General features: G+C 68.1%; 12 protein-coding genes. 7 read left to right on the top strand and 5 right to left on the bottom strand.

Going from position 1 to position 15,608, the window contains the following annotated elements:
- Position 1: 1 nt before the first annotated feature.
- From ACQG3P_RS04565 to ACQG3P_RS04555, 3 genes are read right to left on the bottom strand one after another with little or no spacing between them, the layout of a single operon-like run.
- Positions 2–2,335, bottom strand: coding sequence for a fimbria/pilus outer membrane usher protein (locus tag ACQG3P_RS04565; RefSeq protein WP_426804357.1), 2,334 nt, complete (start codon positions 2,333–2,335; stop codon positions 2–4).
- A gap of 46 nt (positions 2,336–2,381) precedes the next feature.
- Positions 2,382–3,137 carry a fimbrial biogenesis chaperone gene (locus ACQG3P_RS04560; protein ID WP_426804331.1) on the bottom strand — a complete coding sequence of 252 codons (756 nt, stop codon included), beginning with the start codon at positions 3,135–3,137 and terminating at the stop codon, positions 2,382–2,384.
- A gap of 7 nt (positions 3,138–3,144) precedes the next feature.
- Positions 3,145–3,678: a Csu type fimbrial protein gene (locus ACQG3P_RS04555; RefSeq protein WP_426804330.1), complete on the bottom strand. Its 534-nt coding sequence runs from the start codon at positions 3,676–3,678 to the stop codon at positions 3,145–3,147.
- A 259-nt stretch (positions 3,679–3,937) separates the two neighbouring features.
- Between ACQG3P_RS04555 and map the strand changes: the two genes are divergently transcribed.
- The 6 genes from map (at position 3,938) to dapE (ending at position 11,786) form a co-directional block, all read left to right on the top strand.
- Positions 3,938–4,711 carry a type I methionyl aminopeptidase gene (gene map / locus ACQG3P_RS04550; protein WP_210131471.1) on the top strand — a complete coding sequence of 258 codons (774 nt, stop codon included), beginning with the start codon at positions 3,938–3,940 and terminating at the stop codon, positions 4,709–4,711.
- A gap of 2 nt (positions 4,712–4,713) precedes the next feature.
- Positions 4,714–7,353: a [protein-PII] uridylyltransferase gene (locus ACQG3P_RS04545; protein WP_426804329.1), complete on the top strand. Its 2,640-nt coding sequence runs from the start codon at positions 4,714–4,716 to the stop codon at positions 7,351–7,353.
- Positions 7,353–8,405, top strand: a complete 1,053-nt coding sequence (gene dapD / locus ACQG3P_RS04540; RefSeq protein WP_426804328.1) for a 2,3,4,5-tetrahydropyridine-2,6-dicarboxylate N-succinyltransferase — start codon at positions 7,353–7,355, stop codon at positions 8,403–8,405. The genes ACQG3P_RS04545 and dapD overlap by 1 nt, the downstream gene beginning before the upstream one ends.
- A gap of 159 nt (positions 8,406–8,564) precedes the next feature.
- Positions 8,565–10,268: a hypothetical protein gene (locus ACQG3P_RS04535; protein WP_320458898.1), complete on the top strand. Its 1,704-nt coding sequence runs from the start codon at positions 8,565–8,567 to the stop codon at positions 10,266–10,268.
- A 13-nt stretch (positions 10,269–10,281) separates the two neighbouring features.
- Entirely contained in the window at positions 10,282–10,644 is a 363-nt protein-coding gene (locus tag ACQG3P_RS04530) for a Spx/MgsR family RNA polymerase-binding regulatory protein (protein WP_093533178.1), read from the top strand.
- The gene (dapE, locus tag ACQG3P_RS04525) at positions 10,641–11,786 is read left to right on the top strand and encodes a succinyl-diaminopimelate desuccinylase (protein WP_426804327.1); all 1,146 of its coding nucleotides are present in this window, start codon (positions 10,641–10,643) and stop codon (positions 11,784–11,786) included. The genes ACQG3P_RS04530 and dapE overlap by 4 nt, the downstream gene beginning before the upstream one ends.
- A 219-nt stretch (positions 11,787–12,005) precedes the next feature.
- Here the strand turns inward: dapE and ACQG3P_RS04520 are convergent, their stop codons facing one another.
- Both ACQG3P_RS04520 and ACQG3P_RS04515 read right to left on the bottom strand, forming a co-directional pair.
- Entirely contained in the window at positions 12,006–12,689 is a 684-nt protein-coding gene (locus tag ACQG3P_RS04520; RefSeq protein ID WP_184127252.1) for a pentapeptide repeat-containing protein, read from the bottom strand.
- 72 nt (positions 12,690–12,761) lie between these two features.
- Complete coding sequence (locus ACQG3P_RS04515) at positions 12,762–13,634, bottom strand: tetratricopeptide repeat protein (RefSeq protein WP_426804326.1); 873 nt, start codon at positions 13,632–13,634, stop codon at positions 12,762–12,764.
- A 329-nt stretch (positions 13,635–13,963) separates the two neighbouring features.
- Between ACQG3P_RS04515 and asnB the strand changes: the two genes are divergently transcribed.
- On the top strand, positions 13,964–15,608 hold a 1,645-nt coding region (gene asnB / locus ACQG3P_RS04510; RefSeq protein WP_426804325.1), incomplete at its 3' end, for an asparagine synthase B.

Raw genomic sequence — 15,608 nt, 5'->3', positions numbered from 1 at the left:
CTCATGGCCCGGCTCCGGCCACGCAGCGCAGCGGCCCCAGCCGCAGCGCGGCGCTGCCCGGCGCCGGGCTGACCGGCACGCGCACTTCGCAGCGCCCGTCATCGGTGTCCACCTGCAGCACTGCCTGGGCCGGCAGATCTTCCAGGTAGACCTCGCCGTCGTAGCCCACCGTAGCGCTGCGCTGGTCCGGCAGCCGCACCTGGCTGCCGGCGGGCACGGGCCGGTCCTGCGCGTCGTGCAGGACCAGTGTGATGGCGCGGGTGCGGCGCAGTCCGAAACTGACCCCCAGCCCGGCGCTCTGCCGCGGCGTCACCAGCGTGTCCACGCGGTCGGCACGCATGTAGGCCGGCAGCTCCAGGGTGTCGATCGAAATCCGGTTGCGCTGCCAGGACAGCAGCGGGGTGACCAGCAGCATGCCGTCGTCGTCGGTCACCCCGATCACCCGATTTTCCAGGCGGACCGGTACGCCGCCCACGCCGTTGGTGGAGACCACCGCGAACGCGTCGGGTACCTCACGTGCGGCGAACAGGTGCCCGCCCATCCAGACCAGGCTGCCGCTGGCGTTGGCATAGGCGAAGTTGGCATCGCCCTGGCGCGCCGCGCCCAGCGAGTAGCGGCCCACCCGGTTCAACCAGCCGGCTTCGACCAGCCCGCCGGTGCCGTCATCGCCCTGCCGGGCCTGCACCCGCCAGCCGTAACCGCCCTGGCTGCCATCGCCGGGCACCGGCTGGGATACATCCACCGTGTACAGGTTGCGGTCGCCATTGCGCTGGGCGGCCAGGTTGCTCTGGCGGTTGTTGCCCAGGCTGGCCGACAGCGACAGGTACACGCTACGGTCGGCGTTGTCGTCCAGGTTCTGGTTGAACGAGGCGTAGGCCGACCAGCGTTCGGAGAACGTGCGGTTCCAGAACACGCTGGCGTAGCGGCGGTCGTCGCCATCCGGGTAGGACAGGCGCAGGTAGCTGGCGCTCAGCGAGCCCAGCCGGCCCAGGCTGGCACCGGCGGTGACCTGGTCGGTCACGTCCGGTGGCAGCGCACCCTGCAGGCTGCCCAGGTCCTGGAAGTCGCCATGCGTACGGCGGGTGGCGGCGTTGAGGTTGAACACCCGGTTGTTCCAGCTGTACCCCAGCGCCCACTGGCCTCCCTGCATGCCGTCGCGGCGGCTGTGCGCATAGGACGCGTTGACGACGCCGGCCTGGCCCAGCTGCCACCAGCCGCCGGCGCCGGCGCTGGCCACGCCACCCCCGCCTTCGGCATGCAGTTCGGCAGTGAAGCGGTTGCTGACCCCGCGCCGCCAGGTGGCGCTGCCCACGGTGGCACTGTCGTAGGCGAACGAGCGGATGCCGTAGTCGCGACGCATCCGGCCCACGCCCGCCGACCAGTCCGAGAGTCCTTCAGCCAGCAGCTGCTGGGTGCCATAGAAGGCAAAATCCAGGGTCTGCATGCGGCCGTAGGCATCGGTGATCACCACCTGCGCATTGCCGGTGCCGCTGATGCCCGGCTGCGCGGCCAGCTGGAACGGCCCCACCGGCACCTCGCCGTTGTACTGGCGCAGGCCGTCGACATAGAGCTCGACGTTGGAGGGCACCACGGCCTCGCCCAGGAAGCTCGGGGTGGGGGTGAGCACGCGGTAGGGCTGCAGGCCGTAGTTGCGCCCGATCTGGATGCCGCCCATGCGCACCGGGCGGCTCCAGTCGACGAAGCCGCTGAAGAAGTCACCGACGGTGAGGGTCAATGCGTTGTCGGGAAAATCCAGCTGCCACGCACTGTCCAGGCGCACGCTTTCGCCGCGCCAGTCGCTACGGCCGTCCTGGTAGGTGCGCAGCAGCTGGCTGCTGCGCAGCACGCCGCGGCCCATGCCGAACACCCGCCATTCGGTGGTGAGCGCCAGGTTGCCGGCGTCCTGGTTGTGGCTGGCATAGACGTCATAGTTGAGCAGGGCGCCTGGCGAGGCACTGGCCGTCGGGGTGCTCTGCGTGGCGGCCCCCACTTCGGTGACCGGCAGGTTGAGCTGTTCCAGCGGGATTTCCAGCGCCAGGGTCTGCAGGGAGGCGTCGTAGCGCATCACCAGCCCGCTGAGCTGGTCCAGTGCGACCGGCGCGCCGTCGGGCGCGGCGAAGCCGAGCTGGCGCAGCACGGGCGGATCGGCGCGCAGCTGGCCCGCCAGTTCGGTGAACGGCAGCAGGCCACGGGGGCTGCCGTTGAGGGTGACGTCCAGGTACAGGGTCTGCGGTGCGGTCAAGGGCGTAGGCGCCGGCAGCATCACATCATCGGCAGCCCCCAGTTCGGCGCTGGCGGCAGGCAGTTCGGCCGCCCATGCCGGTGCGCCCGGCATTCCAGACGAGACCGCGCCGGCAGCCAGGGCGACGCGCACGCAGGCCTCAGCGAGCCGGTGGCGTCGGGGACAGGGGCGTGGCTTGCGCGCCGCCATTGATCTTCGCCGATAGCGTGGCCCCGGCCAGCCGCGTCGCAGGAATATCCAGCGGCCAACGCATGGTCTGGCCGCTGAGCACGTAGCCGATCAGGCCGGGCTGGAAGACCTGCGGGCGATCCAGCGGACCTACCGCCAGATCGGCCAGTTGCGCATAGCCATCGCCACGGTTGTGCACTTCCAGCACCACCTTGCCATCGGGCTGAACAAGCACGCTGCTCTGCAGCTCGGGCTTGCCTGCGGCGCTGCCATCGGGTTGGATGAACACCGGCAGCGAGTAGCGCAGCACGAACTGCATGCCCTGGCGGTTGGGGTCCAGCGTGGGCACCTCGTCGACGATGACCCGGTACGACAGCTGTGCGTCGGGCGCTTCCGGCTGGGCACGCACGACGCGGATCAGCTGCTGCTGTCCGGCCGCGAGCGACTGCATGGGCGGGCTGACCACCAGGTCTGACGTGGGATCGAGCTGGTCGCGGCCGTCGCGCTGGGTCCAGCGGAATACGCGGGCCTGGACGCTTACCGGGGCCGATCCGCTGTTGCTGACCCACAGCGCTTCGGCGTTCTGGCGGGCGCTGAGCTGCAGCGAGGTGGGCGCAACCTGCAGGCTGGCGGCCCGCAGGCCGGGCATGCCAAGCACTACCAGCAATGCACAGGCGCAGACAGCCGCCGTGGAGCGCGGTACGCGCCCCCGTTCGAGTGCTGACATGGCGGCCTCAGTACGAGATGGTGGCGGTGACCGTGTCCTGGTAGGTACCGGTGGCGGCGTTGTTCACGCTGGGATTGGCCACCTGGCCATAGATCGGATACGCCTGCGCCAGGCCGGTCCCGGTGCCGGCCACCGTGTTGGTGCCGGTGGTCGCGCCCCAGACGTTTGCACGGCCCGCGTCGGAATACAGCTGGTACCCGACGAAGTTGTTGGTGGTCACCGCCGCATCGGTGTTGCGCATGCGCCGGGTGGTGACGTCATTGGCGGTCGCGGCGTTGGAGCCGGCGTTCAGCGCGATGGTGTACGGCGTCAGCGCCGAGCACTGCGCAGTGACCGAGCCCTGGGCGTTGGACGGGGTGGTGGCGGTGGACAGCGCCGTGCCGAAATCGACATCGGTCGCGGCGGCCGCCGTGATCGTGCAGGCCTTGGTGATGATGATGCGCACGTTGAAGGTGGTGGTGTCGGCCGCCATGGCGGGCGAGGCCAGGGCCACCAGGCCAAGGCTGAACAGCAGGGGACGCGGGGCGTGAAGGAATCGCATGGTCTTCTCCTTGGACGGGGGTCCTGGATGAACGAATCGATGCCGGCGTACTGCAGGGGGAGGGCGCCAGGGGCGGCGCTGACCCCCTTATAAAAGCGATGTTGTAGGGGGGGTGTGAGGAAAACTGGCCGGTTTTCACAGTTTTTCCGTTCCCTGCCCGCCCAAGCCCTGCCGCTGTGGGGCTTCGACCCGAACGTGGGCTGTCAGCGTTCCAGCCCTTCCCGTTCAGAATGGCCCCGGATCAGCGATAATGGGCGCCATGAGCGTGAATCTGAAAACCCCCGAGGAAATCGAACTGATGCGCGTCGCCGGCCGCCTGGCCAGCGAAGTGCTCGACATCGTCACCCCGTACGTCAAGCCGGGCGTGACGACCGAAGAGCTGGACCGCATCTGCCACGACCACATCATCAACGTGCAGAAGGCCACGCCGGCCAACGTCGGCTACCGTGGCTTCCCGAAGACGGTCTGCACATCGGTCAACAACGTCATCTGCCACGGCATCCCGAGCGAAGCCAAGGTCCTGAAGGACGGCGACATCGTCAACATCGATGTCACCGTGATCAAGGACGGCTGGCACGGCGATACCAGCCGCATGTACTACGCCGGCACGCCGTCGACGATGGCCAAGCGCCTGGTCGACACGACCTACGCGGCGATGTGGGCCGGTATCCGTGCGGTGAAGCCGGGCGCGACGCTGGGCGACATCGGCCACGCGATCCAGTCGCTGGCCGAAGCCGAGCGCTTCAGCGTGGTCCGCGAGTACTGCGGGCATGGCATCGGCAAGGTCTACCACGACGAACCGCAGGTGGTGCACTACGGGCGTCCGGGCCAGGGTCTGGTGCTGCAGCCGGGCATGACCTTCACCATCGAGCCGATGATCAATGAAGGCACCCGCTACAACAAGGTGCTTCCCGATGGCTGGACCGTGGTCACCAAGGACCGCAAGCTGTCGGCGCAGTGGGAGCACATGATCGCGGTCACCGAGACCGGCGTGGATGTGCTGACCCTGTCGCCCGGCGAATCGCAGGTCTGAGCATGTTGCCGGCGAGCCCGACCCTGGACGCGCCGGCCGACGCCGTCGCCGACCCCGAGTGGGCGGCGGAGGCTCGCCAGACCCTGCAGCAGGCCGACGCGCGCCTGTACCGGCGCTTCGACCAGAACGACAACATCGAGCGTCTGCTGGCGCTGCGCGCCCGCGCTGCCGACCATCTGATCCGGCTGGCATGGCAGCGCTGCGTGCCGGCCGATGCCGGGCTGGCGCTGTTTGCGGTGGGTGGCTACGGGCGCGGCGAACTGTTCCCGCGCTCGGACATCGACCTGCTGGTGCTGGGCGCGCCCGAGGCGCAGCGTCGGCATGAAGCGGCCTTGGCCCGCCTGTTCGCGCTGCTGTGGGATTGCGGCCTGCCGGTCAGTCATGCAGTGCGGTCGGCGCAGGAATGCGTGCAGGCCAGCGCCGACCAGACCGTGCTCACCGCCTTGATCGAATCGCGCCCGCTGGTGGCCGACGAGGCGGCACGCCAGGCGCTGAAGCAGGCCGTCAACCGCGAGGGCCTGTGGCCGCCGCGCGAATTCTTCCTGGCCAAGCGCGACGAACTGCTGGCCCGCCACCAGCGATTCGGCGACACCGCCGACAACCTGGAACCGGACATCAAGGATGGTCCGGGCGGGTTGCGCGATCTCAATACGCTGGGCTGGATGGCACTGCGCGCGTTCGGCGTGCGCGAGCTGGAAGCGCTGGTCGGGCTGGGACACCTCGGCCCCGATGAAGCCGCCGCATTACGCCGTGAGCGCTGCGCGCTGGCGCAGCTGCGGTTCGGCCTGCACCTGGTGGCCAACCGCCCGGAAGAGCGCCTGCGCTTCGATTACCAGAAGACCCTGGCCGCGCGGCTCGGCTTTGCCGACGACGTGGAGAGCCTGGCGGTCGAGAAGATGATGCAGGGCTTCTACCGCAGCGCCACCGTGGTGCGGCGGATCAGCGACCGCCTGCTGCAGCGCTTCGAAGAACAGTTCGACGGGGAGGCCGTGCCCGAACCGGTCAGCGTGGGCTTTTCCTTGCGCCGCGGCTACCTGGCCGCCAACGACCCGCAGTGGCCGCAGGGCGATATCGAGCAGGTGTTCGCGCTGTTCTCCAGCTGGGCCTACAACCCCGACGTGCGTGGTCTGCACTCGCTCACCGCGCGGGCCTTGGCCGAAGCGCTGGCAGAGCTGCCGGCGTACACCGAGGCCAGCACTGCCGCGCGCGAACAGTTCATGACCCTGCTGCGCAGCCCGCGCGCGGTGGATACGCTGGCACGCATGGCCCGCCTGGGCGTACTGGGACAGTGGATTCCCGCCTTCGCCCAGGTGTCCGGGCGCATGCAGTTCGACCTGTTCCATGTCTACACCGTCGACCAGCACACCTTGATGGTGCTGCGGAACATCGGCCTGTTCGCCACCAGCCGCGCCGACGAGCGCTTCTCCATCGCCCACGAGGTCTGGCCGCGGCTGCGCAAGCCGGAACTGCTGCTGCTGGCCGGGCTGTTCCATGACATCGCCAAGGGCCGCGGCGGCGACCATTCCGAACTCGGCGCGGTGGATGCCCGCGACTTCTGCCAGGCGCATGCGCTGAGCGGTTCCGATACCGACCTGGTGGCCTGGCTGGTCGAGCAGCACCTGCGCATGTCGGTCACCGCGCAGAAGCAGGACATCTCCGACCCGGACGTGATCCACCGCTTCGCCACGCTCGTGGCCAGCCGCGACCGCCTCGACTACCTGTACCTGCTGACCTGCGCCGACATCGCCGGCACCAGCCCCAAGCTGTGGAATGCGTGGAAGGATCGGCTGCTGGCCGACCTGTACTTCGCCGCGCGCCGGGCGCTGCGCGATGGCCTGGAAAACCAGATGCCGGCCGCCGAGCGCGTGCTGGAGGCGCGCGAGAGCGTGCGCGCGCTGGTGCGCGAGCGCGGCTACGACGACGCGACCATCGACCGCCAGTTCACCGTCATGCCGGATGAAAGCTTCATCCGCCTGCGCCCCGAGCAGCTCGCCTGGCAGGCCGCCGCGCTGGTGCCGGTCAAGCAGGGCCAGACCCTGGTCAAGGTGCGCCGGATCACCCCCGACGACGATGCGCTGGAAGTGTTCGTGCACTCGCCCGACCGCGACGGCCTGTTCGCTGCGATCGTGATGACCCTGGACCGCAAGGGCTATGGCATCCACCGGGCACGCGTGCTGGATGGCCCGGTGGACACCATTTTCGATACCTTTGAAGTGACCCCGGCCGACAGCTTCGCCGATGGCGATGCACCGCGGCTGGAAGCGGCGCTGCGCGAGGCGCTGGCCGGCGACCTGTCGCGGCTGCGCCCGTCGCGGCGGGTAGTGCCACGCCAGCTGCGCCATTTCCGCTTCGCCCCGCGCATCGAATTCCGCGATGCCAACGACAACGACACCGGCGGCACCCGCTTCAGCCTGGTCGCACCCGACCGCCCCGGGCTGCTGGCCGATGTCGCCTTCGTACTGCGCAACCAGGGCCTGCGTGTGCATGACGCGCGCATTGCCACCTTTGGCGAACGCGCCGAAGACATGTTCGTGATCAGCGATGAGCACGACCACCCCCTGACCGAAACCGCCCGGCAGCAGCTGCATGACGCCATGCTGCGCTGCCTGGACCCTGATCGAAACGCCGGAGACCCCCACTGATGGCCACCAAGCCTGCCAAGAAGACTGCCGCCAAGACCGCGGCGGCCAAGAAGACCGTTGCCGCTGCCCCGGCCGTGAAGAAGACCGCTGCGAAGAAAGCCGCGCCGGCCGTGAAGAAGGCGCCGGTAAAGAAGACCGTGGCCAGCAGTGCTGCGGAAACGGCGGCCAAGCGCGCCGAGAACATCGCGCGCAAGTCGCTGCGCAAGCCGGCCACCCCGGGCGTGGAAGAACTCAAGTTCGGCATCGAAAGCGCCTTCGAGCGCCGCGCCACGCTGACCCTGCATGAAATCGAAGGCTCGACCAAGCCGCTGGTCGGCCGCGTCATCGATGGCCTGGAAACCGGCGAGTTCCGCGTGGCCGAGCCGGATGGCCACGGTGGCTGGAAGGTCAACGAGTGGCTGAAGAAGGCGGTGCTGCTGTACTTCCGCGTGAATGACATGGCGGTGGTCGACGCGCGCCCGGCGCCGTTCTGGGACAAGGTGGAATCGCGCTTCGCCGGTTTCGACGAAGCAAAGTTCCGCCGCGCCGGCGTGCGCGTGGTGCCCGGTGCCATCGCGCGCCGCGGCAGCTACTTCGGCAAGGACGTGGTGCTGATGCCCAGCTTCACCAACATCGGCGCCTACGTCGGCGAAGGCACCATGGTCGATACCTGGGCCACGGTGGGCTCGTGCGCGCAGATCGGCAAGCACTGCCACCTGTCCGGCGGCGCCGGCATCGGCGGCGTGCTCGAACCGCTGCAGGCCAGCCCGACCATCATCGAAGACCACTGCTTCATCGGTGCGCGTTCGGAAGTGGTGGAAGGCTTCGTGGTCGGCCACCACAGCGTGATCGGCATGGGCGTGTTCCTGGGCCAGAGCACCCGCGTGTACAACCGCGCCACCGGCGAGATCAGCTACGGCTCGGTGCCGCCGTACAGCGTGGTGGTGTCCGGCCAGCTGCCGTCCAAGGACGGTTCGCACTCGCTGTACTGCGCGGTCATCGTCAAGCAGGTCGACGCCAAGACCCGCAGCAAGACCAGCGTCAACGACCTGCTGCGCGGCCTCGCCGACTGATGCGGTGACGCAATCGGGGCATCGCCACGATGCCCCGATGACGCTTTCACCGCGCGCTGTGGTGCGGCTTCGCAAAGCCGGTCACAGCTTGACGCACGCATTGCCCACCGCCCGTGCTCGCGTGCCTATGCTGCGCTTCCCCAGGCAGAAGGCGCTTCCGTGGAAAACGTCAGCAATGCGGTGTCGGTGATCCGCTATCCGATTCAACCGCTGCCGCAGGTCGCTGCGGATCGTGCAACGGTCGACAACGCGATTCTACCGACTGGCATTTACAACCTTCCGGGCTTCGCCGGCATGCCCAACGTGCCTGCCGGCGAATATGGCGTGCGCCTGACGCAGGCCGACTACGTCATTTCAGCGCTGTACCAGAAGATCGTGAAGCACGGTGATCTGTCCACGATCGACGCGGACCTGGATACGATCGCGCGCGTGATGTCCGGCAGCGTCGGCTTTGGCGACACCGAAGACGAACAACGCGCCTCCAACATCTACATCGGCAAGGCGCTCAACATCCTGTGCCAGCAGGTGCGCCGTACGTCCGGGCCGCCCTGCGATGGAAATCGTCTGCTGCGCGCGACCCAGCGCTGCGTTGAAACGATCCGGGCCCGCCAGGAGTTCACCCTGGAAAACGCCAGTGTGATGATGTTCCACCTGGGGGAGCTCATCAACCATCCGCCTCTGCAACGCTGCTGCAGCGCGACGATCACCGACCACCTGGCCCCGATCTTCGAAACCCTGCTGCGGCAGCATCCGATCCACGCCATCGAGGGTGCGACGCTGGCCTTCGGTCTGGTCAGCGCGCTGCGCGCGTCCGAGCATCTGATGACGCGACCGCAGGGCGCGACCCTGCCACGCCCCGCCGCCGACAGCCTTTTGTTGACCGTGCCGTCGCTGCTGGAGGCGCAGCCGGATCTTCTGCTGGGGTGGGAAAGCCGGACCCTGGCCCTGGTGGCCAAATACGGTGTGCAGTACCTGCGGCGGCTGGCGCAGCTGAGCCGGGGCCGCGGGCGCCTGGTCCAGGGCAACGCGCTGCAGATCAACGCAGCGCGCGTGCTCAAGCCGATCATCGAGGAAGCCCGCCAGCCGTCGCGGCGGATATGGGACCAGCGCGATGGCGATTACCGCGGCCTGGGCCAGGACAAGCAGCTCCGGGACTACCTGGCCTATGCCACGCATTACTACTGCCGGTGGCTGACGCAGCAGCCGGAATGGGTGCAGTCGCGGTTGACGCTGCAGGAGGCGCCGCGCCAGGTCGCCGACAACCCGGCCAATGGCCGCAGCTTTGCCAACGTGGTGCAGCGGGGCAGCGGCGTGGCGACATTCACAGAGCAGGCGTATCCCGTCCCCGCACCGTTCGTCGCAACACCAGTGCGCCGGCCGCGGTCCACCGAGATTACCCACCTGGAACCCCCCAGTGCGCTGGCCCGGTTCAGCCAGGCCGCCGGCGATCTGGTCCGGCTCGCCGAGGACGCAGACCGCTTCGACCGCGAAGACGCGGTATCGGCCACCAACGCATTGATCGTTTCGATCGAGGCGGGGCGGACCGCCTTGAACGACGCCTCCCGCGTGCAGATGCTGCTGGACATGGACGCGGTGTGCATGCGCCTGTATGCGGCCGATCCGTTCGATGCTCCGCAGTACCGGTGGCAACTGTCCAGCATGCGTGGCTTCCTGTCCTCGCAGCTGGCGCTGCTGGTGGATCGGGAAGGACGCCCGCTGATGGGGACCGACGTGCCGTTCGACTCCGGCCTGTCGTCGTGGCAGCGCTCCCTGCTCACCGAACTCAACAAGTACGATGCATCGTCTGACCTGGATGCCGGAGCCTCGGCAGGGCAGGGCTATACTGGAAGCCAGTACCCATGACCCACTGTCGGCAATGACCACCACCGTTTACGGATTGAAGAACTGCGATACCTGCAGGAAGGCCAGCAAGTGGCTGGACCGCTTCCAGGTGCCGTACACCTTCGTCGACTACCGCGACGTCAAACCCAGCCCGGAAACGCTGCTGGACTGGGCCGCCCAGGCCGGGGGGTTCCCGGCGCTGGTCAACCGTTCCTCCACGACCTGGCGGCAGCTGCCTGAGAACCGCAAGGCGGCGGCCTCCGACGCGGAGTGGAAGCTGCTGCTGCGGGAGTATCCGCAGCTGATCAGGCGTCCGGTCGTCGTGAGCGCGGACGGCGTGATGACCCAGGGCTTTTCCGACAACGGGTTCAAGCAGCGGTTCGGAGTGGGCGCGTGAACGACATTGTTGCACTGACCTGCGACCTGATCGCCCGGCCGTCGGTGACGCCCGAGGATGCCGGCTGCCAGGCACTGCTGGCCGGGCGCCTGCAGCAGGCCGGCTTCACCTGCGAACACCTGCGCCTGGGCGAGGTCGACAACCTGTGGGCCACGCACGGGCAGGGCGCCCCGGTGCTGGTGCTGCTGGGCCATACCGACGTGGTGCCGAGTGGACCGGTCGAGGCGTGGACCAGCGATCCGTTCGATCCGCAGATCCGCGACGGCGTGCTGTATGGGCGCGGCGCGGCGGACATGAAAGGCAGCGTGGCCGCATTCGTGGTCGCGGCCGAACAGTTCGTCGCCGCCCATCCGGACCACCCCGGCACGCTGGCAGTGCTGCTGACCAGCGATGAAGAAGGCGATGCCATCGACGGCGTGCGCCGGGTCGCAGAACTGTTCCGCGAGCGCGGCCAGAAGATCGACTGGTGCATCACCGGCGAGCCGTCCTCCACCGCCGTGCTCGGCGACCTGCTGCGGGTTGGCCGGCGCGGCAGCCTGTCGGGCACGCTGACCGTTCAGGGCGTGCAGGGTCACGTGGCGTACCCGCACAAGGCGCGCAATCCGATCCACCTGGCCGCTGCGGCGCTGTCCGAGTTGACCGCGCGGCATTGGGATGATGGCTTCGAAAGCTTCCCGCCGACCAGCCTGCAGGTGTCCAACATCCACGCCGGCACCGGCGCCAACAACGTGATTCCCGGCGAGCTGCAGGTGCTGTTCAACCTGCGCTACAACCCGCTCTGGAACGCGCCGAAACTGGAGCAGGAGATCACCGCCCTGCTGGACCGGCATGGCCTGGAGTACCGGCTGAAGTGGCACCGCAGTGGCGAGCCGTTCTACACCCCCGAAGGTACCCTGCGCCGGGTGGCACGCGAGGCGCTGGGCGAATTCGCCGGCGCTGCGCCGGAAGAGAGCACCGGCGGCGGCACCTCGGACGCGCGCTTCATCGCACCGCTGGGCGCACAGTGCATCGAAGTGGGGCCGGTCAACGCCAGCATCCACCAGGTGGACGAGAATGTGTCGGTGGCCGACCTGGAGAAGCTGCCGGAACTGTACCGGCGCCTGATCGAGCGCCTTCTCACCGAAGGTAGAGCCGACTGTTAGTCGGCTGCTCTACGCGCGCCGATGGTAGAGCCGACTGTTAGTCGGCTGCTCTACGCGCGCCGATGGTAGAGCCGACTGTCAGTCGGCTGCTCTACGCGCGCCGAAGGTAGAGCCGACTGTTAGTCGGCTGCTCTACGCGCAGATCCAAGGTCCCCGCAGCGGCCGGCAGCCGACTAACAGTCGGCTCTACCCTCGGCGCTACCTTCGGCTCCGCCGGCATCAGGCCACGATCAATCCAAACGCGGCCAGCGCTGCGCCCGCCTGGCGCTGTGAAATCACCGCCTTCCTGAAGTGTTTGCTGTCCATCACGTTGAGCCCGGTGATATCAGCACCGCGCAGGTCGGCGCCGTCAAAGCGGGTCAGGCGAATCTGCGCGTTGCGCAGGCTGCCGCCCTCGAACACGGCATCGCGGAAATCGCAGCCGGACAGCTCCGCATCGGAAAAATCCATTCCCTGCAGCGTAGCCTTGCGGAACGACAGCCCACGCAGGTCCGCACTGACCAGCAGGCAATCGCGGAACTCCAACGCCCAGCCGGTCACCTCCTGCAGGTGCGCGCCGGTCAGCTTGCAATCCTCGAACCGGACCGATGACAGCGTGGCGCGGCGCCAGTGGCTGTTGTTCAGATCGCAGTGCGAAAACACCGCATCGCTGAGCAGCGCCGAGCTGAAATCGCACTCGCCGCCGCGGCATTTTTCCCAGCGGCTTTCCTCCAGCGAGGCGGCCAGCCAGGACGTGCCCGCTACCGAGCAGCGCGTGAACTGGAAACCGTCCATGTCCAGCCGCGAGAAATCGGCATTGTCGAAGCGGCAGTCCTCGAACACGGCCGCACGCGGATGCGCGGCGACGATGGCCTGCATGCGGGCGCGGGAGAGGGTTTCATCACGGAACGTGGCGGTACTCATGCCGCCCATTCTGGGCGAAGCGCGCGCCCGCCGGCAGACTTGAAGGTCGCCGGCGAGTGTGTACAGCCCGGTTCAATCAAACGTCCAGAACGCCGGTTGGATGCCCTTGCGCCAATACGATTCACCGGCCAGGAAGAACTTCTGTGCCTCGGCCTTGGCAAACCATCCGGCGGCCGCCGCCTCATCCCGCGGCACCCCCGGCGGCGCACGGCCCAGGAGCAGGCCCGTGAAGTACTGGCCGAACACGTTGCCCTGCTGGGCGGCCTTGCGGTACCACTGCAGCGCCATCGCAGGGTCGCGTTCGATGACCAGGCCCATGCCCCTTTCGTAAAGCGCGCCCAGGTCCACCTGTGCCTGGGCATCGCCGCGCGCCGCGCGCCGCTGGATGTCGACCACCAGCGGGTGCAGTGCACCGGCTTGCGGGGCAATCGCGGCGGGCAGGCCCGAACTGCTCGTCGAATAGCGCTGGTAAACCGTGGCGCGCAGGTCCCAGCGCAGTGCTGCGGCCGCGTGGCCACGTTCGCGTTCGAATTTTGCAAGCGACAGCATCGCGCCCGGACTGCCGTGGTTGGCCGCAGCGAGGTACCAGCGCCCGGCCTTGCGCGGCGACGCGCGCAGGACCGGGGGCGGCGTGTCTTCAGGGCGACGGCCGGTGTACATCGCACCGCTGGCCCAGATCCGCCCCAGCGCTTCTTCCGCAATGGTATTGCGGAAACTCCAGGGCGTGGCGGCCGCAGCGCGCTCATACCAGTCCAGCGCCCGGCGGTCGTTCCAGCGTTCATGAAGTTCGGCCAGCTCCAGCATGCCCTCGATGTCGCCGCGCTCGGCGGCGGTGAGCCACTTCACTTCGGTATCGCTGGTCGGGCGGTTGGGGGCGGTGGTGCAGGCGGCCAGCGCCAGCAGCGCCAGCGCGGAAAGCGACAGGCGGAAACGAAGGGGATTCATCCGTGAGTTCCAGGAGGCAGGCGTGGATTATCCGGGACGGGGCACGTCAGGGGCTGAATCGGTTGCGCCCGCAACAGTTGCGCCTCGGCCAGAACAGCGGTACGGTCGATCCATGTCCACGCTCCTGGCCACCGCCGTCACCACCAACAACCGCAATAACCTGCGCGCGAATAATCGTGCGCGGCCAATGCGGGACTGCGACCAGGGCTAGAACAAGCAACATACGCCCGGACCCCAGAGAACCCGCATCGGCCGATGCGGGTTTTTTTGTTTCTGGCCGGTCGAATGCAGGCATTACGTGTATTCCCCCATCATCAGGAGCTGTTCCCATGTGTTCGATCTTCGGAATGTTCGGCCTGCAGGCCGGCGATGACCTCACCGCGCTGCGCCGCCACGCGCTGGACCTGTCGCAACGCCAGCGCCATCGCGGCCCGGACTGGAGCGGGGTATACGTCGATGACGGCGCCATCCTGGTCCACGAGCGGCTGGCCATCGTCGACCCGGCCGGCGGCTCGCAGCCGCTGCTGTCCGACGACGGCAGCCTGGCCCTGGCGGTCAACGGCGAGATCTACAACCACCGCGAACTCAAGGCCGAACTGGCCCAGCCGTATGCGTTCCAGACCGGCTCGGACTGCGAGGTGATCAACGCGCTGTACCAGCAGGACACCCCGGCCTCGTACCTGAACCGCCTCAACGGCATCTTCGCGTTCGCGCTGTGGGATCGGACCCAGAAGCGCGTGCTGATCGCGCGCGATCCGATCGGCGTGGTGCCGCTGTACTGGGGCCACGACAAGGACGGCCGCCTGCTGGTGGCCTCCGAACTGAAATCGCTGGTGGATACCTGCGCCGACGCCGCGCAGTTCCCGCCCGGCCACTGGTATGACAGCGCCACCGACACGCTCACCCGCTACTACGAGCGCCCGTGGCGCGACTATGACGCGGTGGAAGGCGTGGACGCTGATCGCGTTGCACTGCGTGAAGCGTTCGAGCGCGCCGTGCACCGGCAGCTGATGACCGACGTGCCCTACGGCGTGCTGCTGTCCGGCGGTCTTGATTCCTCGCTGGTAGCCGCCGTGGCTGCACGCTATGCCCGCCACCGCATCGAAGATGGCGACCAGAGCGAGGCCTGGTGGCCGCGCCTGCACTCGTTCGCCATTGGCCTGAAGGGCTCGCCCGACCTGGCCGCCGCTGCCATCGCCGCCGAAGCGCTCGGCACGGTCCACCACGGTTTCGAGTACACCTTCGAAGAAGGGCTTGATGCGCTGCCCGACGTGATCCGCCACGTGGAAACCTACGACGTCACCACCATCCGCGCCTCCACCCCGATGTTCCTGCTGGCGCGACGGATCAAGGCGATGGGCGTAAAGATGGTGCTCTCCGGTGAGGGCAGCGACGAAATCTTCGGCGGCTACCTGTACTTCCACAAAGCGCCCAACGCCCGCGAGTTCCACGAAGAGCTGGTGCGCAAGCTGGATGCGTTGAACAACTACGACTGCCTGCGCGCCAACAAATCGATGATGGCCTGGGGCGTGGAGCCGCGCGTGCCGTTCCTGGACCGCGAATTCCTCGACGTGGCGATGCGCATCGATGCGAAGCACAAGATGGTCGGGCAGGGTGCCGGTGGCGCGCGCCGGATCGAGAAAGCGGTGCTGCGCGAGGCGTTCGAAGGCTACCTGCCGGATTCGATCCTGTGGCGGCAGAAGGAGCAGTTCAGCGATGGCGTGGGTTATGGCTGGATCGATGGGCTCAAGGCGCACGCCGACGCCCAGATCAGCGACCGGGTGATGGCCGCAGCGGACAAGCGCTTCGTGCACAACCCGCCGCAGACCAAGGAGGCCTATTACTACCGCCACGTGTTCGAGCAGTACTTCCCGACCCAGGCCGCGGCCGAAACCGTGCCCGGCGGCAAGTCGATCGCCTGCTCGTCGCCGGCCGCGATCGCCTGGGACGCCAGTTTCGCCAGCATGGCCGACA

Origin of the sequence: Stenotrophomonas sp. SrG (assembly GCF_050031795.1) — a bacterium.
Classification (GTDB): Bacteria; Pseudomonadota; Gammaproteobacteria; order Xanthomonadales; family Xanthomonadaceae; genus Stenotrophomonas; species Stenotrophomonas rhizophila_A.
Note: the sequence above shows the minus strand (reverse complement) of the source record. Positions and strands in the feature narration are given on the sequence as shown.